Source organism: Dysgonomonas termitidis, from assembly GCF_042654545.1.
Lineage (GTDB): Bacteria > Bacteroidota > Bacteroidia > Bacteroidales > Dysgonomonadaceae > Dysgonomonas > Dysgonomonas termitidis.
Map to the genome: position 1 here is coordinate 17594 of NZ_JBHSGN010000077.1, position 22435 is coordinate 40028.

Sequence of the window (22435 nt, forward strand, 5' to 3'; positions counted from 1 at the left end):
AGTTCTCTTGATATGGAAGATTCAGAAATAATACTAGCTAGTCTGTCCGGAGAGGATAAACCCGGTGTAACAGCGGCTCTAACTGCCGTATTGGCAAAACATAACGCTAATATTCTTGATATAGGCCAGGCCAACATACACCATTCGCTGTCATTGGCAATCATGTTTGAAGCCAGGAATGCAGGTGAGGTAATCAAAGATCTCCTTTTTAAAGCGACAGAAGTGGGTGTTATCATCCGCTTTTCTCCAATCAGCAAAGAAGAATATATGCGTTGGGTATGCCTCCAAGGCACAAAGAACCGCTATATTGTAACCATGTTAGGGCGTACATTAAATCCCAGCCAGATTTCTGCTGTAGCACAGATAAGCCAGAAATATAAGCTCAATATTGAAAAGATAATAAGGTTAACAGGCCGTGTTCCGCTGGAAACGGAAGAACGTCCCAGCCGTTCATGTATAGAACTGGCAATACGGGGTTCGGTAGACGATGTGCAGCAATTGAAGCACGACTTTATGAAACTGGCCGATGAGCAAGGCATTGATATAGCATTCCAGGTAGAAAGTATGTATCGCCGCATGCGCCGTCTGGTTTGTTTCGATATGGATTCCACCCTTATTCAGACAGAAGTTATAGATGAGCTGGCAGAGCGTGCAGGTGTAGGCGAGGAGGTGAAAGCTATTACAGAATCGGCTATGCGCGGTGAGATCGACTTTTCCGAAAGTTTCAGGAAAAGAGTGAGCCTTCTGAAAGGGCTGGATGAATCCGTGATGAAAGATATTGCCGAGAATCTTCCTATAACAGAAGGGATGACCCGCCTTATCCGTATATTGAAAAAGAGTGGCTGTAAACTGGCTATCCTTTCAGGAGGATTTACCTATTTTGGTAATTATCTGAAAGAGAAGTATGGTTTCGATTATGTATATGCCAATGAGCTTGAAATAGAAGATGGTAAACTTACCGGAAACTATGTGGGCGATATTGTTGATGGTAAGCGCAAGGCTGAGTTGTTACGTTTACTGGCTCAGGTTGAGAAAGTAGATATGCGTCAGACTGTAGCAATCGGAGACGGAGCCAATGACTTGCCTATGCTGGGTATTGCCGGACTGGGCATTGCTTTTCATGCGAAGCCCAAAGTGAAGGCAAATGCGAAACAATCGTTGTCTACGGTGGGATTGGATGGTATCCTTTACTTCCTGGGATACAGAGATTCTATGCTTGTGGGTGAAGAGTAATTTATAATAAGGAATTCTATATGTAACCGTCTATTATATAATGTAATAGACGGTTATTCATTTATATCTGTATAAATGCCGGGGAATCCTATTATTGTGTATTCGATGTTAATATTTAATATCTCAGAGGAGCTATCTTCCAATAACCATTTGGTTCAATATCAACTTTCACAAGCAAATGTTTGAGCTGTAAGGTCGGTAAAAGTAAGGAGCCTTACGTGGTTATTGGCGGTTATAAATGCCCAGAACACCCTATAAATAACTCCTCCTTGATATTTGTCTTAATTGTATTTTATTCTGTGATATGAGTTTTGTGTGCCTTGTAAAAAAAGAACTAAAATTCTAGATAATCACATGTTTTATTGTGTAAATGTAACGCAATTTGTTTTGTTATAGAAAATATATAAACAGATTCTTTAAATATTTAATAATATCCGGTTAAATGATACATGTATTTGTACTTTAAAAGAACGGGCTTTTTAGGTATACCCGTTCTCATCCTTTTATAATTGGATTTATTTATACATCTTCTCTCTCAGAGCTTTTATGTCATCAGAGGTAATATAATCGTCATAATCCATAATCTTGTCGATAGTGCCGTTCGGAGTAAGTTCTATCACCCTGTTACAAACCGTTTGTATGAATTCATGGTCATGCGAAGACATCAGTACATTACCTTTGAATTGTATAAGTGTATTATTAAATGCTTGTATCGATTCCAGATCCAGATGGTTCGTCGGAGAATCCAGCACAAGGCAGTTTGCACTCTTCATCATCATGCGGGCAATCATACACCGCATTTTCTCTCCTCCCGACAGCACTTTTGTATTTTTGAGTACCTCTTCTCCGGAGAATAACATCCTGCCTAAGAATCCTTTTATGTAGATTTCACTGGTGTCGTCCGAAAATTGGGCAAGCCAGTCGATCAGGTTCAGGTCATTTTTGAAATAATCGCTGTTGTCCAAAGGCAGGTAAGCAGGTGTAATAGTCTGTCCCCAGCTGAAAGTTCCGGTATCGGGTTGTACATAATCGTTTATGATTTCGAAAAAGGCAGTCATTGCACGCGGATCTTTCGACAGGAAAATGACCTTATCCTCTTTCTCTATATTGAAGCTTACATTGTCGAATAGTTTTTTACCCTCGATAGATTTACTAAGCCCGTTTACTTCAAGTATCTTATTTCCCGGCTCTCGGTCGGGGCTAAAGATGATACCCGGATATTTACGGGACGATGGTTTTATTTCCTCGATGTTCAGTTTTTCAATCATTTTTTTGCGGCTTGTAGTCTGTTTCGATTTTGCTACATTGGCACTGAAACGACGGATGAACTCTTCCAGTTCTTTTTTCTTTTCTTCAGCCTTTTTGTTCTGCTGTTGTTGCTGGCGCAGTGCCAGCTGGCTCGATTCGTACCAGAAACTATAATTGCCGGCAAACATGGTTACTTTACCGAAGTCAATATCCACTGTATGGGTACATACCGAGTCGAGGAAGTGACGGTCGTGCGATACGATGAGAATCGTATTTTCTGCATTTGCAAGATAATTTTCCAGCCACATCACAGTTTCTATATCGAGGTCGTTGGTAGGCTCGTCGAGCAACAGGTTGTCAGGGTTACCGAAAAGTGCGCGGGCAAGAAGTATCCTCACTTTTTGCTTAGCGCTTATATCACCCATTATCTGGTAATGTAGTTCTTCCGGGATACCCAGTCCGCTAAGTAGCATGGCTGCGTCGCTCTCTGCATTCCAACCTTCCAGTTCTGCAAATTTTTCTTCCAGCTCCGAAGCTTTAATCCCATCGGCATCCGTAAAGTCTTCTTTAGCATACAATGCGTCTTTTTCCTTCATTATGTCCCAAAGTACTGTGTGTCCCTGTAATACTGTGTCCATTACAGACTGACTATCGAAAGCAAAGTGATCCTGCGCTAATACCGAAAGCCGCTCTCCGGGGCCCAGGGAAAATGTTCCGCTGGTTGCATCCTTTTCACCACTCAGTATTTTCAGAAAAGTGGATTTTCCCGCACCATTGGCTCCGATTATACCATAGCAATTTCCACTTGTAAACTTCAGATTCACATCTTGAAATAATACGCGTTTACCGAATTGAATACCTAAATTTGAAACTGTTATCATCTTTATTTATATATAAATAATAAAAGTATTTAATGCAACGATAATAAATTATTAACTAATTGTTGCTATACACATGAAAGTAATAAACAGGTCTGTGACCTTAGCTTATAGATAAACCTGTTATGAAATCATAACCATAAATCGGGCGCAAAGGTACGAATTTTTAGCCTGACTTTATAATCGGCAGGTGTTAATAGTGGGTTAAATTGCATTTTATGCTAAATTCGCCGGCCTGTTTTTATAAACCGTGCCTTGCCTGAATGGGCAAGAAGATACAATCAGGCGTTTACCAATCAAGAATAGACGAAGCAAAGGCAGGTCTAAACCGGTGTAGCCAGATGTAAAAGGGTTGCTCGATAAGCGGCTCGTAGCCTGCAAATCGCGTGAACACAAGAACTTAATTTATCACTAACCAGCCTACAATGCTTTTATAACAACCGATTTCCTGATTTCAGGCGTAACACTGAATATCCTGTTTTGCATACCGTCCCAAGCCTCTACCGTAATCCTGTTGTCCACTTTACTGCTCACATACTTTTCAAAGTCGTACAGGTAAGAAAACTGTGTAAGGTATTGCGATTTATTCAGCTCCTTGGCCACTTCGGGATAATATCCCACATTCCAGAACATGCATTCGGTATATCCTCCTGCGTTTGTAAACCGTGTAGCCTGATCGCGGAATACCATTGTTTCGGCTATGAAGTGTTTATAGGCTTCCGACAGGCTTTCTTTGGTGTGTTCAAACTTTCTGTTGTTGATTTTCTTTATAATATATCCGGGGCGGATACCAGCCTGATAAGCAGGAGAGTTCATGTCCACATCCTTAACAGTAACCAGATCGTCAGCATCGAAGTACATACCTGTATAGTTATACCGGTTGAAATCTACTTTATATTCCGCTTTTGTTTTTGATGCCGAGTAAGGGAACTGTTTCAGCATAAGCGGAGTATGTAACCTTACATATTCTTCCAATGTATATTTCGAAGAAAGATAATCCTTTATGTTGCAGTCCCATATCTGTGTCAGCTTCGATGGATTGATATATTTCCGGTCGTAGAAGCTGAATCCGTATTCCACTATATATTGGGCTGCGTTGTCTGCGTTCGGTTCATCAGGATCGAAGACAGGCAGTAATACCATTTGCTGTTTGTCTACATCGAACCGCCATGTTCCAGGTGCATAATTCGGATTGTTCAGTCCGGTGAATTTCGTATTCGGCTCATAGCTATAATATGCCTGCACTACGATATCGGGGTCGGATGTGTCCCGTACAAGGCCTTTTGCTTCCAGGTCTTTTGCCAGCAGGGCAGTTATCTGGCTATCGATGGCAGGTACCGGTTTTCCGTCTTTATAGAAATCGTAGGTGTGGTAATCGTAAAAGTCTACATCTTTATCCGGCTGCACATGTAATGGCAGCGAGAATTTCCGTTCGCTTGTATTTTCGAGGCTGTAAAATGAAAATATTTTTGATAGTTCCATTTCACTTACCGAGTTGGTCGCTATACATTTGCGGGAGAGGGTGTATTCTTTGAAATACGCGTTCATATTCCGGATGGTGAAGACGACTGTTGGGGCGTACATGTCTTCGAACAACCAGTTGGCTATTGTCTGGTTATCACGCAGGTAAGTGGCTTTCCCGTTTATTTCCATTATGATGTCGTCTACTTTGATACCTGCTCTCTCGGCCGGAGAGTTTGGTTCTACCTCTGTGATAATCAGCTCGCCGTATCCCCAGTTTTTATTTTCACTTACATCGAAAGTAAATCCAAAATAGCAGTTTTTGTCATACACTTGCGATTTTGTACTATAAGTGAATAGCGTAAAAAGTAACAGCGTAAAAAGTATTTTTTTCATTTTAGGTATAAGAATTGAAAAATTTCAAGACGCAAATATATGATTTTTTTCGTGAATAATCTCATTTGTAACTCTGTAAGGTGCCTGTAAATGACGCAGGTCAATTTTTTTTTGTAACCTGACATTTTGATGAAAGGAGGTGGGATATAAGCCTCTTTGCCCTATATAGATAATTTTCTTTCAAAATCTTTATCCATTACAACCCGAATCTTTTATTTCAGGTATATGTCACATTTGATAAAACCTGTGTCACCTGCCAGTTCGGATGAACAGCCTCTTTAGTTTATTTAACAGTATTATTGAAGGGAGATGTTTTAAAAAATTTAAATTTATCAGTTCTAATACCTAATAATATGAAAATAAGAACGATCCGCACTTTGTTAATAACGGTAACAAGTCTGACCATTATTGTTTCCTGTGAAAAAAAACAGTCTGTAGTACCTGAATATATAGTCGAGGGTATCGCCGATTCGACCTATAATGGGCAAAAAATCTATCTTGTCGACCATAACAGGGTGGGAAATAATAAGATAGACAGCGTTTTGATAGATAGTAACAGATTTGTATTTAAAGGAATCGCAGATACTATCCGGTATGCCGGAGTATTCATTGAAGATGCTGCATATGTACCGTTAATATTGGATAAAGGACGAATAATTGTTAATTTAAAAGATGGCATAGCGTCAAATACTCCATTGAATGATGCATTGACAGATTATAATAAGAAAACAGGTGAACTGTATAAGGAAAGAGAAAATATCTATACGGAGCTAAAAAATAAAATTAAGGATAAAGATAAATTCAAGGCTGAGTTCGATAGTATATTTAGTAAAGTCTGGACTCCCAAATATATGGACCTGATGGAGAATACATTCGATGCTAACACAAATAATGTTATCGGGTCTGTTGTATTGTACGAGATGTCGATGTGGATGCGTACAGGTCAGATAGATACTGCCGTGGCTAAATTAAGTAAAGATATTGCTTCTTTGGAAATGGTGAAAAAAATTGTGGAAACAAACGATGCCCTGAAAAAGACTGCTGAAGGTCAGAAATTTAGCGACTTTACAATAGAGCAGCCTGATGGCACAAAAGTGTCGCTGTCGGATCATGCGGGAAAAGGCAAATATATATTGGTAGACTTTTGGGCTAGCTGGTGCGGCCCTTGTCGTGGGCTGACTCCGGAAATAAAAGAACTGTATAGAAAATATAGAGGAGATAATTTTGAAATAGTAGGAGTGGCTGTATGGGATAAGCCGGAAGATACGGAAAGGGCCATTGCAGAAGATAAGATAGAGTGGCCTCAAATAATAAATGCGCAGGAAATACCGACTAAAATCTACGGAATAACAGGCATCCCTCGTTTGATATTAATAGCTCCTGATGGAACGATAGTAGCACGTAATTCTACCGGATGGAAGGATTTTAAAGAAATAGTATTAAATAAATTAGGTAAGAAATAATTGAATAGGAAAAGAGGAGTACGAGGAAATACTCCTCTTTTCACTTCTATTTCGATACGGATTGCCTGTATATGATTACTTTAGCCGGTACATCGTATATTTCCATTACAGGTTCGTCTTTTTTATAACCCGCCGTTTCTATATATTTGGTCAATGCCGGATATACTTTCATTATTCCTACGATTGTCGATATCATCCCTTTATTGGGAAATTCTCCCACAATATAGTTGCCTTTAGGCAACACTTTAACTTTGAATCTGTTTGAGAGCACTACCATCTGCATGCTATCGGGGTACGTATCGAGTATACAACCGATTTCTGAGCGGAGTTTACTTTTTTCTACTTGTTGAGGATTGTCATAATACATGCCTGCCCCCTTTGTTGTTCCGATTTTGTAATCGTTGAGCAACGCATAATAAATGCTGTCCATTACCACCGGGCTTTGGCTATAATCTCCTGTGACATTTTCATAGACGAATACTTCTCCACCAGCCTCCTTCACTTCAAAGTTAACTGTTCTGAATCCACCGTAATAAGCATAAATAGCAACCAGGAGGATGATTATTCCGAATATGAGAGCCAGTAAGATTTTAACGATCTTTTTCATAGTTATTTTCTCCTTATAAATTAATGGTATAGTATTGCTTATCATCATTAAAAGTAAAACCGCAAGATAATAAAGTTTTACATGAAGGGATGTTTTCTTTTTCGGGCTTCACTACAATTTCCATAGCTCCTTCATGGCTTTTGATTTTATTTATCAGAGCCTTTACAATTGCCTTTCCGTATCCCCTGCCCAAATAGCTGCTCTCTCCTATAAGGTAATCTATACTGTAGGTTCTGGCGGGATAACTCACTGTGTACCATTCTTCCTGGGCATCGAAACAATCATAATACTGGCAGAAAGCAAATGGAGTGTTTCCGTCATAAACAATGTAATGATTCAGGAAGCCGAATTCACCTTCTCTTTCTTCTATTTCTCTGATCCATTCATCCGGCTCATGATACCATTCTAATATATATTCCTTATAGAGCCATTGCTTTATCATTGGTACATCTTCATCCCTTACGGGCTGAAGAGTGATCGGGCCTTGTTTATTTTCTCTGGTCATAGATGTTTATTAACCGGCTTAAAGATAAAACCTTTCTGAAAGAAAAATGCTCCGGTCAGAAAAACCAGAGCATTTTATAATGGTTTCCTTTAATGATTATTCCTTTATTACCACTTTCAGGTTCAATTCATCCAATTGTTCCTGTTCAAGGACAGCTGGCGCGTCGATCATTACATCGCGTCCCGAATTATTTTTAGGGAACGCAATACAGTCACGGATGCTATCCAACCCTGCGAAAAGAGATACCAGGCGGTCGAGGCCAAATGCCAGACCTGCGTGCGGAGGCGCTCCGTATTTGAATGCATTCATCAGGAAGCCGAATTGAGCCTGAGCCTTTTCTTCAGTAAACCCAAGTACATGGAACATCTTGTTCTGCAACTGGCTGTTGTGGATACGAACCGAACCACCACCAACTTCAACACCATTGATCACCATGTCGTATGCATTGGCACGTACAGCCCCCGGATCTGATTCCAGCAGAGGAATGTCCTCTTCCTTCGGGCTGGTAAACGGATGGTGCTTTGCAAAAAAGCGCCCCAGTTCTTCGTCTTTTTCCAACAGAGGGAAGTCGATGACCCAAAGGCAATTAAATTTATTCTTATCGCGGAGTCCCAGTTGGTCTCCTACTTCGAGACGAAGTTCGCATAGCTGTTTCTGTGCCTTTTCAGTTTCACCGCATATGATAAGGATAAGGTCGCCCGGTTCTGCTTGACAGCGTTCCGCCCATTTTTTCAGGTCTTCGGCTGTATAGAATTTATCTACGGACGATTTCAGAGAGCCATCGGCTTCGTAGCGCACATATACAAGCCCTTTAGCCCCGATTTGCGGGCGTTTTACATAATCGGTAAGTGCATCGAGCTGTTTGCGGGTATATGATGCCGCACCTTTGGCACAGATAGCTCCTACATACTCGGACGAATCGAATACGATGAAATCTTTACCTGTGGTCAGGTCTTTGATTTCCACGAATTCCATCCCGAAACGAGTATCCGGTTTATCCGAGCCGTAATATTTCATCGCGTGGGCATATGTTATTCGAGGAAAGTCGGGGATGTCTATACCTTTTACCTTTTTGAACAGGTGCTTGGTCAGTCCTTCAAACATATTCAGTACATCCTCCTGATTGACATACGACATTTCACAGTCTATCTGGGTGAATTCCGGCTGACGGTCGGCGCGAAGGTCTTCGTCACGGAAACATTTCACAATCTGGAAATAACGGTCAAATCCCGATACCATCAGCAATTGCTTGAATAGCTGAGGCGATTGCGGAAGGGCATAGAATTCTCCCGGATTCATACGTGATGGCACAACAAAGTCGCGTGCACCCTCGGGGGTAGAGCCTATCAGTACCGGAGTCTCCACTTCTATGAACTGGCGTTCGTCCAGAAAACGGCGTGTTTCGAAAGCAATTTTATGACGCAATTCCAGATTTTTGCGCACAGGACTGCGGCGTAAGTCCAGATAGCGGTATTTCATGCGCAGGTCGTCGCCACCGTCGGTTTCATCTTCGATAGTGAAAGGCGGAACTTCCGATGTATTCAGAATAACCAGCTTGTTGACGATAATTTCTATCTCGCCGGTAGGTATATTCATATTCTTGCTCGAACGTTCCTGTACAGTACCTGTTACCTGCAATACATATTCGCGTCCGAACTTATTCGATTGTTCATACAAATCTGCATTTACATCTTTGCTGAATGCCAGCTGGGTAATCCCATAGCGGTCGCGGAGATCGACAAAGGTCATTCCGCCACCAAGTTTACGCACTTTTTGTACCCATCCCGCAAGGGTTACTTCTTTATTTACATCGGCAAGAGTCAGTTCTCCGCAAGTATGATTTCTGTACATAATTATAAATTTAATGTGCTAAAATGCCAATTAGGCAATATGCCAATTCGAACAGTATTACTCATTGGCATATCGGCATATTGAGTTATTAGCTCATTGGTATTTTTAATATATTTTCTTTATTACATCCACTGTCAGGCTTTCTACTTTGCCTTCTATTGCTGTTACAAATGCTTTGAAATGTGCACTTGCATTATGTTCATCAATAGCTGCCTGCGATTTCCATACTTCGAGTATCGTGTACTTTAAAGGGTCTTTACAATCCTGATGTAAATCGTAAGATACATTTCCTGTTTCTTTGCGGGTTTCATCTACTACGGTATGGAATACCTTCTCCAACTCTTCCTTATATGCAGCTTTTACTACGATAACGGCAACAATTTTCAGTTCCATCATAACCTTTTTTATGTATTATTTGAGGTTACAAAAGTATGTATTTTATTTGTGTTTTACAGATTACACGGATATAAAATCATCTTTCTTTAAAGATAAAAGTCCCTGAAAATAATGCAGGAACTTTTACTCTTTCTATAGAATCTATATTCTAATATACCAGCTTCATTTTTATCACTTCTTTTTTCTCTATCAAATCTTTCGATGCTTTCTGGTATGTTTTGAAGTGGTCGGTATTGCCATGAAAGTCGATTGCTGCCTGTGATTCCCATTCTTCCAGAATAATAAACCTTGTAGAATCGCTGGTGTCCTGGTGTACGTTGTAAGAGATACAACCGTCTTCTTCCTGACTGCCTTGTACTACAGCCTGGAATATAGGAAGTATATCTTTTATAGCTTCGGGTTTAACGGTTATGATAGCAGCTATTTTTAGTTCGTCACCGGTTCTTTCTTCAGCCTCTAAGTCTCTTTTTATAACGATCGTATCGTCCTGGTTAGTCTCTGCTTTTTGGTTACAACTAACGATACATAGTAATCCTAATAATACGATGAATACAATTTTTCTCATGATTTCCTTTTTTGTATAATTATTTCTTATTTAGTTGTTTGTTTATTTCGGTTTCAAGTTTTCCTTTCTCCATCAATTTTTCATATTTTTCTATGTTACTGTCTTTTTTGAGATATCCCCTGTTTTTTCTGTAAAAGGCGATAACTGTTTCCACCCCTGCCTTTGTCCCCTGCAATGCATCTTCCGAATATCCGTTGTCCAGCGAATATTTAGCCCATCCGGCAGTGAAAGGCATTATCAGTTCAGGATTGATTTTGATGAAGTTCATCATAAAACCGGCATCCATTTTTAAATGTACATCGGGTGTCCCGGTCAACCAAGCCATAAGAAACGCGTTTGCTTCCTGCCGTTTGTTTGCCTCCTTGCCCAGGGATGTTTGCAGGAGCCAGCCTATCGTCTCTTTTATCTGTGGCTCGTAGGCCTTATAAGACTCTTTATTTTCGAACTTATAATTCCTGGGAACATTATAGTCCTGTCCGAATGCATATATACAGATAAAAAAGGCCAAAACCGAAAACAATAGCTTCTTCATATGTGTTAGATTTATATTTGATATTAATAATTTAAGTGTTACAAATATAGGGAATGGTAGCAATAATGGAAATGGAAGAGCGAAAAAAAGTGTAGACTTTCTGTCTTTTATCCGATTTTATATTTAACTTCGCCATAACCTTATGTAGTTAACACAAAATTACACAAGCAGCACAAATGTTTAATTAAAGTAGAAATTCAATGAAAAAGTATTTAGCAGAAATGATCGGAACTATGGTTCTGGTTCTTATGGGGTGTGGAGCCGCGGTATTTGCGGGAACCGGACAGCCGTTTGCTTCGGTAGGTACACTTGGTGTAGCATTTGCCTTTGGATTGGCTGTATTGGCTATGGTTTATACCATTGGTAAAGTTTCGGGTTGCCATATCAATCCGGCAATCACTCTGGGCTTGTTGTTATCTAAAAAGATATCGGCTAAGGATGCAGGTCTGTACATGATTTTCCAGGTGATAGGGGCTATTGTCGGTTCTGCGATATTGTATGTGCTGGCAAAAGACTCAGGTTCAACAACAACCCTTACAGGAGCTAACGGTTATACCGATCTGCTACCGGCATTTGTTGCTGAAACGGTCTTTACATTCATCTTTGTTCTTGTTGTTTTAGGTGTGACATCCAAAGGTGCCAATAATCAGTTTGCCGGTGTTGCGATCGGCCTTACCCTGGTTCTGGTGCATATCGTATGTATCCCTATTACTGGTACATCGGTAAACCCGGCACGTAGTATCGGTCCTGCTATTTTTCAGGGAGCAGAAGCTCTGTCCCAATTGTGGCTGTTCATTGTAGCTCCGTTCTTAGGCGCTGCCATTTCGGCCGTGGTATGGAAAGTTATTGATACAGAACAAGAGTAAGCATTATATATAGTTATAGAGCTTCCGGATTTCCGGAAGCTTTATTGTTCTTTTACATTTTATATCTTTTAGCAAACCAATGTGTCTATATATAAAATTAAGCAAAAACACATTACTCTGTTAAATAATCTTTTAGATATTGTTAATTCCATAAATTTGTCTTTTATTTGCATCGTTAACGCAAGTTTATTTAAAAACCTTCTAAAAACTTTTAGCCTATAGAATAAACATTACTCTTTTTAACTTTAAAATATAAGAGATAATGGATACATTAATAACCATGACTGACGAACAGTTGGTCACCGATTATTCTAATGGTAACAATCAGGCATTTGATATCCTACTGTCACGACACAAAATCAGTGTCTTCAATTATATCTATTTCACTGTGCGAAACAGGGAACTGGCAGAAGATATCTTCCAAGAAACTTTCATCAAGGCTATCGTAACTATCAAACAAGGCCGCTATACGGAGACAGGAAAATTCCGTGCCTGGATCTCACGTATTGCGCATAACCTCATTATAGATCATTTTCGTCAGGAAAAGAATGAAAACACAATCTCCAATGATGAGGCTCCGGTCGATTTGTTGAATAATCCGCTGCTGTGCGATGGTACGATAGAAGACGAAATAATTCGTGTGCAGATAACATCGGATATTCGCAAACTGATCTCATATCTGCCCGATAGCCAGCGTGAAGTACTGGAAATGCGCTACTATCAGGATTTAAGCTTTAAAGAAATAGCAGACCATACGGGAGTGAGTATCAATACCGCCCTCGGGCGCATGCGTTATGCTATTCTCAATATACGCCGCATGGCGGAAGAAAATAACATCATACTGACGATGTAGGTATTGTAGTTTTTAAGTTATAATGTTTGGAAGTGTATAAGCATCCCTGTGTTTGGGATGCTTATTTTTTGTTTTATGCCAGAATCATCTCTATCAGCGCCAGTTCTTCACCCGTGAAATGCGAATTATCCGTTGCTTTCAGATTATCTTTCAGTTGGTTCAAAGAACTTGTGCCTACAATAACAGATGTAACATGTTTGTTGTGCAGCAACCACGCCAAAGCCATTTCGGCAAGTGTTTGTCCACGCTGGCCGGCAAGGTCGTTCAATGCCTTCACTTTCTTTATCACCTCAGGTGTGATTTCGCTTTCTTGCAGGAAGCCGTGACTTTTGTGAGCGCGCGAAGTTTCAGGGATACCATTCAGGTATTTATTTGTAAGTACACCCTGAGCCAGCGGGGAAAAAGCGATAAAGCCTACGCCATATTTTTCGTTGATGTCCATATGCTCGTTTTCCGGTTCGCGCACAAGCATGCTGTATTTATCCTGATAGATAAGGCAAGGCACATGCTGCGACTTCAGTATATTGTATGCCTGAATCAGTTTTTCAGGCGGGTACTTCGATATCCCTACATATAAGGCCTTTCCCTGGCGCACAATGTCTACTAATGCCTGCATAGTCTCTTCCACTGGGGTTTGCGGGTCGTAGCGGTGCGAATAGAATATATCGAAATATTCCAGTCCTGTACGCCTCAGGCTTTGGTCTATACTGGCCATGATATATTTGCGCGAACCTCCGTCCCCATAAGGTCCGTCCCACATTAGATGACCTGCTTTGGATGAAATGATGAGTTCATCACGGTGCCCTTTCAAATCTTTAGCCAGTATCTTACCGAAGTTAGTTTCTGCACTTCCCGGAGGTGGTCCGTAGTTATTGGCCAAGTCGAAATGTGTAATGCCACTCTCGAAAGCATGTAAAATCATGGATGTAGCCATTTCGAAGCTATCCACATCACCGAAGTTATGCCATAAGCCTAATGAAATTTCGGGTAATTGTAACCCGCTGTTTCCACAAAAATTGTATTTCATGATAAATCGTTAATTTGTTGCTGATAAAGTTAATAGAATTTTTGTTTAACATAAATACGAAATCATATTATTATTTATAGTAACATGCCATTTATATATTTTAACGGTATGTAGTTAAAAAGTAACAGATATATCAGTTAACAGTAAACAGTAAACGGTGAACAGTAAACAACTCGTATCTCGTATCTTGTCTACTCGTAACCCGTAATTGCCCGAAGGGCGAAGTAACTCGTAACTATATCAAAAAAGTTACAAAAGTTACACTTTTTCCACTATTTTCTATCTGTTCCTTTTTTCTCTCTCTGTAAGTCCCCCCAGGGGAAACAACGTTCGGCGGAGCCAATTTAGGGGGCTCCTTCAATATTTCAAAGAGCTATCAGCTAAAGGCTATCGGCTCCGACTATATAGATAAAGTTTTTTCAGTTATCCGCATATTTCTTTTTAATAAAACGGAAAAGTAATCAGAGTCATTAGCTGGATTCCCCATATTCAAAAAAACTTCAGAATCGATATTTAATTTTATTCCAGCGTGTAAGACTTAATATGTATAAAGCGTTTTAAGGCTTGTTTTATAAAGCAGTCTGTCGTGAGGCAGGCTGTTTTATTTTTTATTTCTTCAAAAAAAACACAAAATTGCCGTCTATACTTGTACTATATTTTATTTACACATTATAGATTTTTTATTTAATGATTTCTATTAGGTTGGTATTACATCCACATTTGTCTATTTATCTTTATCTTCATGTTAGTGTAATACCGTTTATATAACATAATAGCTTCATTCAATAAGCCTGTCGTGATGACAGGCTTATTTTATTCCCATGTCTGCCCGAGATCAGGTTTTCATTATTATTATTTTCCATCTTCAAAAATTCTTCAAAATGTGTATTTACTTTTACCCTAAATAGTTTTTAATAAATGTATGACATTTAAAGTTTGTTTTAAGGAGAAAGGCCTGTCGTGATGACAGGCCTTTCTTTACAGAAATATTCTGAAAGGAGTCTTAGGCGGTTCCACTTTTACTTACAAAGCCGCAGGAAATCCTCTATAATACTTTCATCTGCACCTAATTCTTTAGCCTTTAGGAAATCTTCTCTGGCCAAGCGTTTTTCATATTGGGCAAGTCTTAGCTGTCCTCTCAGGATATAGATAGGCGCACCGGCATATCCGAGCTCAAGCGCTTTCTTTATGTCGTTTTCAGTGCTGGCCAGCTTATTCAGCCTCAAGTAACATTCGGCCCGGTTATAATACAGGTCGGCGTTCGACTTATGTTTATATATCAGGTCGGTATACATCTCTTCTGCTTCTTTCCATTCCGACCTGCGTTTCTTTATAGCTGCAATACCCGTTTTACCGTTCAGGTTTTCGGGGTACAGTTCTATAATTTTTTCAAAGTCTTCTTCTGCCGCAAAAAGATTTTTATTGCTGATATGAATCAGTCCCCTGCGGTATAATGCTTCTAAATCTTTCGGGTTGCTTGCAAGTATCGTATTATAGTCTTTCAGTGCGTCGTCGAACCTGTTCATCTCACAATAGAGGGCGGCCCTGTTGTGACGGATAAAGGGTGTATCCGGATATTTCTCAATGGCTACGTTGTATGAGATTAAGGCCTCGTCAAGTTCTCCCAGATTACGTTGTATAGTTCCCAGATTAACCATCAGCATAGGGTTATTCGGGTTAGTGGGTTCTTTTCGCAAGGCGGCCTTCATTGCCTGCTCTGCAGCGGCATAATCATTTTGTTCTACATAGTCCATGGCACGGCTTACCATATCTTCATATGTCTGGGCCGTCAGGTTAAGGGAAAGAGTTATAATAAATACAAGCAGGAGTTTCTTTTTCATCAACAGATATTCATTTAATTATTCATCAGCAAATGTACGTCTTATAAACTGACTTTGTCAAAACATATTGTCTAAAAAGAATTAAAAGAGGTGATGAAGTGATTATAAACAGTATCAGAACGGATATCCCACCGCAATATGCCATGCTGTATTTTTCTTGATTTTAAAAGGTTCCGAAATTGGCCATCTCCTTGTCGCAGGATCGCCCGACGGGTTATATGCTTTCCAGCCGCAATCGAGGCGGATAAGCACATAATCGAAGTCGAAACGGAGCCCAAGTCCCCATGCAACTGCTATTTCCTTATAGAACTTATCCACTTTAAAACTGCCTTCTTCCTGTTTTTCATATTCTTTTACAGTCCATATATTCCCGGCATCGATGAAAGCACCTAATTCCAATACCCAGAACAGTTTGCTGCGGTATTCGATGCTGGCATCGAAACGGATATCTCCCGAATGGTAATAGAAATTGTCCTTGTCGTTGTCATCGCCGGTTTCAGATGGTTTAAAATAATATGAACCTGGTCCCAGCTCCCTGACAGACCATCCTCTTACACTATTGGCTCCCCCTGAGAAAAAACGTTTTTGTATAGGTATCTGCTCATTATTGCCATATGGATAGGCAATGCCTCCTCCGACATGCCAGGCAAACGAATTTTTCTCATCCACCTGATAGGTCTTGCTATAATCAACCGTGCCCTTGACGTATTGGGCAAAATTAGTTCCGAATATCTGCTTAGAACCCATTTCGTTTGGCTTTGCTTTTGCAATAGCCGCTGCAAGAGCCAGCACATTGCCGGCAGTCTCTATAGATGCACGTATAGAATAGACCGGTTGGTTCCGTCTGGTGGGGCTGGCAATATTCGACCGGGAAAATGTATATCCCATACTCATAATAAAATGGTCATTGAAACTATATTGCTGGGCGGCAGCCGACAGGTTATTGTAAAACGCAGAATCTAATGAACTTTGAGGCAAATGTACATAACTGATATCTATCAGATCGAATATATGCCGGTTTAAAGACAACCTGCGGTCCTGCCATATATATTTCACTCCTCCCGACAGGACTGTACGAGTGAAGAATTTCGGCCTTCGCTGGAATGTATAACTTGTATTGAATTGTGTAGAGGCATGTATGCTTCTTTTAAAATCACGTTTGAGGAAGGGGAACATAAAACGGGGAAACGTAAGGGTCGTTTCTCCTCCGATCTCAAAATAATTCTTATAAAAGCTGGAGAAATTTGGTGTAATAGCTTCGTAAGCGCCGCGCAAACGGGCACTGAATTGTTCCGAACCTTTAAATGCATTCCGGTGCAGATAGCCCACTCCCGCGCCCAGGCCAAAGAAGCCTCCCGAATTGGTGCCTTCCACTTCTGCCGAGATTCCCTGTTTTTTGTCCGGTACACAGGTGATTATGCAGCGCAGGTCGGTAGAGTCATTCTCCCATGTAATATTTACGTTTTTGAGAATCTTCAGTTGAGATAAGGCGCTGTATGTCATTGCTGTCAGGGTTTCGTTATACAGGCTTCCCGGGGTAATATAGCAATTGTTGAGTATTACATTCGGTTTTATATATTCCCCTCTGGGTCCGTATTTTATTTTATAACCGCCTCTTTCGTAAACCGTTGTTTCCTTATACTGGCTCAAATCGCCGTCCTCCAGGGGATTATAATCAACATACAACTCTACTGCTTTTACCCTGTATTGACGATGTGGTACGGTTGTGGTCTGTCCATCGGCAGTACCCTGCATAAAAGGGAATATAGTAAGATCCAGTTCCACATTATTTTTGCGCAATGTTGTATCTGCTTCAAAGCCAATATATTCTTTATTAAAAGCAAAATAACCCGCTCTTCTGAAAATAGAAGAAATCCGGTCCCTTTCCTGATCGAGCATATCGAGGTCGAATATGGAATTTTTCTTTACCAGGCTGTTTCTTCTAAGTATGGTATCTATACTCAGCGGAGGATGTATCATCCCGTTCTTGTTTTCATTTCTGCGTGAGGGAGGCGTTATCAGTATCGGATTGGACATGACACTGTCGTTTACATCTATCCTGTAATTGCTGATCCGGAAAGGCTCTCCTGCTTTTATATCGTATGTTATCTTTGCGGTCTTTTTATTTAAATCGATGATAGGTGTTACTTCTGCATTCAGATAACCTTTGTTAGTCATTATCCTTTCCAGATTATTCACGGTCAGATGTACCATCGAACTATCGTAGAGTACAGGCGGATCTCCCGCATGTATCAATGTCCGGCTTATCCATTTGGTAGTATCAGTCCCGGCCAGATTGTAAATGAAAAGTGGCAACTTAAAGATTGAAAAAGTCTTAAAATTTGGTTTTTGCTTTATATGAGTTTCCATTTCATAGGTGGGTATAACTTTCTTATCACTCTTCACAACAGCGCTCTCCAGCAAATATTCTCCGTCGGGAACAAATTTTGTGGAACTGCAAGATTGAACTAGAATAGCGCAAAAACTGATAACAAGCGCAGAAGCTATTATTTTATACCTCATTGGAAAACTAACAGATATAGTATTTATCAAATGAACGACAAATTTAGGGTTTTAATTGTTTCTTTTTGTAGTTTTGTCCTAAGAAACTGTTTAAATTTTAAAAAAGAACCGGATATGAGACTACATCATACAGCTATCTGGGTGGCTGACATTGAAAAAATCAAATCATATTATATCAGTCACTTCGGTGCAACAGCCAATAAGTTATATGTAAACAAAACAAACGGATACAGCAGCTATTTCCTTACTTTCGGTTCCGGTTCGCAACTGGAGGTGATGCACCGTGCCGATATTCCTGATAACCTGAATGATAGCATCGCTCAGTATAAGGGGTATATCCATCTGGCTTTTGCCGTAAATTCGGGGCAGGAGGTGGATGACAAGGCAAAAGAATTACAGGAAGCAGGCTATCCGGTACTGCGGGGGCCACGGATGACCGGAGACGGATATTATGAATTCGAAACGTTAGATCCGGAAGGAAACCGTCTGGAAGTCCTGTTTAAATAATTCCGGAAAATCTGATAAGTAATTTTATAGCAATGAGTCTAAGTAAGAGTAAGTTAAAATATATACGCTCGCTGAAAGAGAAAAAGTTCAGGACCGAATATGGCACTTTTGTCGCCGAGGGAGATAAACTGGTAAATGATTTACTACCCTATATGAAGTGCCGGCTATTGGTGGCGCTGCCCGGCTTTTTATCAGAATTGGATGTAACGGACATTGAAGAAGTAACGGAAGTGAACGAAAGCCAGCTGGCGCAAGCCAGTTTTCTTCGGAATCCGCAACAGGTGCTTGCTGTTTTCCACCAACCGGAACATCAGGAAACTGTAGATATTAATAACCAACTCGTACTGGCCCTCGATGGGATACAGGACCCCGGAAATCTGGGGACAATAGTCCGTCTGGCCGATTGGTACGGGATAAAACACATATTTTGCTCGCACGACACAGCCGATATCTACAATCCGAAAGTTGTGCAGGCAACAATGGGGGCATTGGCTCGCGTTATCATTCATTGTGTCGATTTAGCCGGTTTTCTTGATAGTAATAAACACATTCCGGTTTACGGGACATTATTGGACGGCAGGAATATGTATGAACAGGATATTACCCCGCATGGCATTATTGTAATGGGAAATGAGGGCAATGGTATCCGTCCCGATATAGAGAAGCGGATTACCAAGAAACTTTATATTCCGGATTACCCCGGAGGAAATACTACATCCGAGTCGCTGAATGTGGCGATAGCCACAGCAATAGTATGCGCGGAGTTCAGAAGGAGAAGTAAATAAGGTGCAGAACCTTTATTTCAGCATATTTATATTATAGCTCTTTGTAGGGAACATCTGGCTTAATGTCTTTTTCATACTTTGTTTTTCCTCCGGTGTTGCCTGAGAACATACGCGGACAATTTCGTCGATCTTCGTTTCAGCTATAACACTGAGTAATACCGAAGACGGACGGGCATCATATAACTTCCGTACATCACTGATCGACTCTATAATGCGTATCCTGCCACGCGACGCATTTGCCGCCATCTCATCCAGCCCCGTGCGATGATAGTCATACCAGAAATTATGGAAAGGAGACGAGCTTTCTTCTGTAAGTGCCAAAGCTAAATCATAGCGGTTATTATTCTTCCCGGAGAAGGGTTCCCATCCTTTCGCACTTAAAGATTGCGACATATTAGCTATCTCCATGGCCTTACTAAAATAAGGTTTGCCGCCATTCAGGGAAAAGGAATCGAAATCGAGACCGATAATAATATAAGCATAAAACGAGATTACGGCAACAAGGTTGTTATCGACCGACGTGCTATTAAAATTCAGTGACAGGCCGGAGGTATAGTTAAAGTCAAATTGCGTATCCCGGTAATTTATCAGCGAAGTTACATAGGACGAATTGTAAACCGGACGCTGGGATGTAATCTGTATTTCCGCGGTATAGTTATTTTCCGGAGGAGAAAAACTCGTTACGTTTATACTTACATTGCAATTTATACGCTCATTCCTGCTGAAATTGGTATCTGTCCACTTCTGTTCGTTTAATAACTTATTAAGTTCAGACTCCAGCGAAGAGAACAGCTGTTTATCGACAGAAGGAACCTGCTGCGTATTTATAGTCAGCTTCGCGTTCAGCTCTTGCGCCTGCAAAACGGAAAAATATACGGCAACCAGTAAAAAAGACAGGATAAACCTTTTCATTTATTCCAAATTATAAGTTATACTCAATACCCTGAACTCTGTACGGCGGTTTACCTGATCGGCCGTATCTTGTTGTTCAGGCGGCAATTCCTGTATAAATTGCTCGGTTAAGACCTCTCCTTCTTTCAGAAAATCATATTTCTTGACAACCGCTTTGGTTACGGTCTTGGGCTGGGTTTTCCCTTTACCGGCAGCAGTCAAGCGGTCTTTGGCTATACCATTTGTAATCAGGTAATTGACCACCGACTCAGCTCTACGCTGTGACAACCTGTTATTATATTCATCCGAACCTTTACGGTCGGTATGCGCTGACAATTCAATAGTTACATTCGGATTCAGATTCAGTAAATCTATCAACCCATCCAGTTCCTCTTTCGATTCGGGGCGTAAAGTAGCTTTATCAAAATCATAGAATATATTCTCCAGCACTACAGGCTTGTTTATCGGAGTCAGAATAAAGTCGACAAGATAAGTGGAGTCCTTTTCCATCTCCACAGTCTTCAATGACATGCGGGTATTCAGATAATTTGTGCCACTGGCAAGGAATACATAATCAACACCCTGCGCGACATCGAGAGTATAAGTCCCGTCATTCTTACCCGGAAACTTTTTATTCGTTCCGTCGCGGCCTACGACGCGGATAGTGGAATTGGTGACAAACTCGTCATCGGTATCTACTATATAGCCCTCTACAAGTGTTTTGATTACAGGATATTCGAATGAATAGATATGATCGAGACCTTTCCCGTCGCCGCGGTTGGAACTAAAGAACCCGCTTTCCCTTTCTCCCTCGAAGGTGATACCGAAATCGTCTGCCTGTGAATTGACCGGAGACTGCATGTTTTCCGGACTCCATCGTCCGGTTGCAGAATTATATGATGCCTTGAATATATCCAGACCTCCCATCCCCGGGTGTCCGTCGGATGAAAAGTAGAGAGTGGAATCATTGCGCAGATAAGGAAACATTTCGTCTCCTGCCGTATTTATATCCGGCCCGAGGTTTTGGACAGATTCTACCAGGTCGCCGACTAAAGTTGCTTTCCATATATCTTTTCCTCCATATCCACCTGTCCTGTCGGATACAAAATAAAGTACATCTCCCGTCGAATTTATCGTAGGGTGGGCATACACACTGAGAGTATCCCTCCTGTTTATTTCCAGTTTGGTACCGGCACCCCACGAGCCGCCCGAACGTTGTGATACATAGATACCCGGGAAGAATATTCCTACCGAATCGGGAACCGGAGTATGCGTATAATACATTGTTGTCCCTGCTGTGGTAAATGATGGTGTTCCTTCATCCGATTCGGTATTAATAGACGATTCTACACGCTCTACCTTCATCCAGTTACCGTTTTCGTCTTTACGGGACATGAAAATGTCATTTAGTTTCGCACCTGTTATTCCACTGATAGTATCGCCCGTGGCTTCTTTGCGATTGGATGAAAAATAAACCTGGTCGTAATCGGGAGGCAGTAGCATCGGGCTGAATTCGCCTCTGTTGGAGTTAAACAAGTCCATACGTTTGACGGGATGTAATGTAGGCTTGGCTTTCCATAACGGGGCCAGTCTTGTACCTTCCAGTCCATTCAGGGCAAATTGATTTTCCGGATATAGTTGAAGAAATTCCTGATAATATTTTGCCGCCTGTTTATAGTCGCCTGCCTTGTGAAGAGAACGGGCATACTGAAGAGTGACCGTACTGTCATTTACCTTGTAGCGTATAGCATTGGCATATGCTGCGTTTGCCCTCATCGGGTAATTTATAAGACGATAGCTTTCAGCCATACGGAGAGCCACTTCACCCCGGAGTTCACGTTTCTTGGCGGGTGTTTTACGGTATATTTTACGGTACATATCGGCAGCAACAAAGTACTCTCCCTGTGCAAATTTTTTATCGGCATCTTCCAGTTTCACCGATTTGCACGAAGCTAAGTATGCGAGTAATATTATCGAACTTAATGTATAGTAAATATATCTTTTCAA

19 protein-coding genes are annotated in these 22435 nt (G+C 40.8%); 6 read left to right on the forward strand and 13 right to left on the reverse strand.

Annotated elements, in window-relative coordinates:
- Window positions 1–12 precede the first annotated feature (12 nt).
- Entirely contained in the window at window positions 13–1233 is a 1221-nt protein-coding gene (gene serB / locus ACFO6W_RS12805; protein ID WP_379997010.1) for a phosphoserine phosphatase SerB, read from the forward strand.
- Window positions 1234–1748: 515 nt separating this feature from the next.
- On the opposite strand, the gene ACFO6W_RS12810 is transcribed toward serB, so the two are convergent.
- The gene (locus ACFO6W_RS12810) at window positions 1749–3362 is read right to left on the reverse strand and encodes an ABC-F family ATP-binding cassette domain-containing protein (protein WP_379997012.1); all 1614 of its coding nucleotides are present in this window, start codon (window positions 3360–3362) and stop codon (window positions 1749–1751) included.
- A 417-nt stretch (window positions 3363–3779) separates the two neighbouring features.
- A complete protein-coding gene (locus ACFO6W_RS12815) occupies window positions 3780–5216 on the reverse strand; it encodes a PDZ domain-containing protein (protein ID WP_379997014.1) in 1437 nt (478 codons plus the stop codon).
- A 353-nt stretch (window positions 5217–5569) separates the two neighbouring features.
- Between ACFO6W_RS12815 and ACFO6W_RS12820 the strand changes: the two genes are divergently transcribed.
- The gene (locus tag ACFO6W_RS12820; RefSeq protein WP_379997016.1) at window positions 5570–6679 is read left to right on the forward strand and encodes a redoxin domain-containing protein; all 1110 of its coding nucleotides are present in this window, start codon (window positions 5570–5572) and stop codon (window positions 6677–6679) included.
- Window positions 6680–6725: 46 nt separating this feature from the next.
- On the opposite strand, the gene ACFO6W_RS12825 is transcribed toward ACFO6W_RS12820, so the two are convergent.
- From ACFO6W_RS12825 to ACFO6W_RS12850, 6 genes are all read right to left on the reverse strand, one after another.
- Window positions 6726–7286 (reverse strand): GyrI-like domain-containing protein, encoded by a 561-nt coding sequence (locus ACFO6W_RS12825; protein ID WP_379997018.1) that lies wholly within the window; start codon window positions 7284–7286, stop codon window positions 6726–6728.
- A gap of 13 nt (window positions 7287–7299) precedes the next feature.
- On the reverse strand, window positions 7300–7791 hold the full coding sequence (locus tag ACFO6W_RS12830) for a GNAT family N-acetyltransferase (RefSeq protein WP_379997020.1): 492 nt from the start codon (window positions 7789–7791) through the stop codon (window positions 7300–7302).
- Window positions 7792–7887: 96 nt separating this feature from the next.
- Window positions 7888–9642, reverse strand: coding sequence for an aspartate--tRNA ligase (gene aspS / locus ACFO6W_RS12835; RefSeq protein ID WP_379997022.1), 1755 nt, complete (start codon window positions 9640–9642; stop codon window positions 7888–7890).
- 105 nt (window positions 9643–9747) lie between these two features.
- The gene (locus ACFO6W_RS12840; RefSeq protein WP_379997024.1) at window positions 9748–10038 is read right to left on the reverse strand and encodes a putative quinol monooxygenase; all 291 of its coding nucleotides are present in this window, start codon (window positions 10036–10038) and stop codon (window positions 9748–9750) included.
- 148 nt (window positions 10039–10186) lie between these two features.
- Window positions 10187–10603, reverse strand: a complete 417-nt coding sequence (locus tag ACFO6W_RS12845) for a putative quinol monooxygenase (protein ID WP_379997026.1) — start codon at window positions 10601–10603, stop codon at window positions 10187–10189.
- A gap of 19 nt (window positions 10604–10622) precedes the next feature.
- Window positions 10623–11135, reverse strand: coding sequence for a hypothetical protein (locus tag ACFO6W_RS12850; protein WP_379997028.1), 513 nt, complete (start codon window positions 11133–11135; stop codon window positions 10623–10625).
- 200 nt (window positions 11136–11335) lie between these two features.
- Between ACFO6W_RS12850 and ACFO6W_RS12855 the strand changes: the two genes are divergently transcribed.
- Both ACFO6W_RS12855 and ACFO6W_RS12860 read left to right on the forward strand, forming a co-directional pair.
- Window positions 11336–12001: an MIP family channel protein gene (locus ACFO6W_RS12855; RefSeq protein ID WP_379997030.1), complete on the forward strand. Its 666-nt coding sequence runs from the start codon at window positions 11336–11338 to the stop codon at window positions 11999–12001.
- 262 nt (window positions 12002–12263) lie between these two features.
- The gene (locus ACFO6W_RS12860) at window positions 12264–12854 is read left to right on the forward strand and encodes a sigma-70 family RNA polymerase sigma factor (RefSeq protein WP_379997032.1); all 591 of its coding nucleotides are present in this window, start codon (window positions 12264–12266) and stop codon (window positions 12852–12854) included.
- A 73-nt stretch (window positions 12855–12927) separates the two neighbouring features.
- On the opposite strand, the gene ACFO6W_RS12865 is transcribed toward ACFO6W_RS12860, so the two are convergent.
- From ACFO6W_RS12865 to tamL, 3 genes are all read right to left on the reverse strand, one after another.
- Entirely contained in the window at window positions 12928–13881 is a 954-nt protein-coding gene (locus ACFO6W_RS12865) for an aldo/keto reductase (RefSeq protein WP_379997034.1), read from the reverse strand.
- A gap of 1019 nt (window positions 13882–14900) precedes the next feature.
- A complete protein-coding gene (locus tag ACFO6W_RS12870; protein ID WP_379997036.1) occupies window positions 14901–15722 on the reverse strand; it encodes a tetratricopeptide repeat protein in 822 nt (273 codons plus the stop codon).
- A 114-nt stretch (window positions 15723–15836) separates the two neighbouring features.
- The gene (gene tamL / locus ACFO6W_RS12875; RefSeq protein ID WP_379997038.1) at window positions 15837–18245 is read right to left on the reverse strand and encodes a translocation and assembly module lipoprotein TamL; all 2409 of its coding nucleotides are present in this window, start codon (window positions 18243–18245) and stop codon (window positions 15837–15839) included.
- 114 nt (window positions 18246–18359) lie between these two features.
- On the opposite strand from tamL, the gene ACFO6W_RS12880 reads away from it, so the two are divergent.
- Together ACFO6W_RS12880 and ACFO6W_RS12885 are read left to right on the forward strand one after the other, a co-directional pair.
- On the forward strand, window positions 18360–18752 hold the full coding sequence (locus ACFO6W_RS12880) for a VOC family protein (RefSeq protein ID WP_379997040.1): 393 nt from the start codon (window positions 18360–18362) through the stop codon (window positions 18750–18752).
- 32 nt (window positions 18753–18784) lie between these two features.
- A complete protein-coding gene (locus ACFO6W_RS12885) occupies window positions 18785–19537 on the forward strand; it encodes a TrmH family RNA methyltransferase (protein WP_379997042.1) in 753 nt (250 codons plus the stop codon).
- 12 nt (window positions 19538–19549) lie between these two features.
- Here ACFO6W_RS12885 and porD read toward each other — a convergent pair whose 3' ends face one another.
- Both porD and porE read right to left on the reverse strand, forming a co-directional pair.
- Complete coding sequence (gene porD / locus ACFO6W_RS12890) at window positions 19550–20449, reverse strand: type IX secretion system protein PorD (protein ID WP_379997044.1); 900 nt, start codon at window positions 20447–20449, stop codon at window positions 19550–19552.
- A complete protein-coding gene (gene porE, locus ACFO6W_RS12895) occupies window positions 20450–22435 on the reverse strand; it encodes a PorE family type IX secretion system protein (RefSeq protein ID WP_379997046.1) in 1986 nt (661 codons plus the stop codon).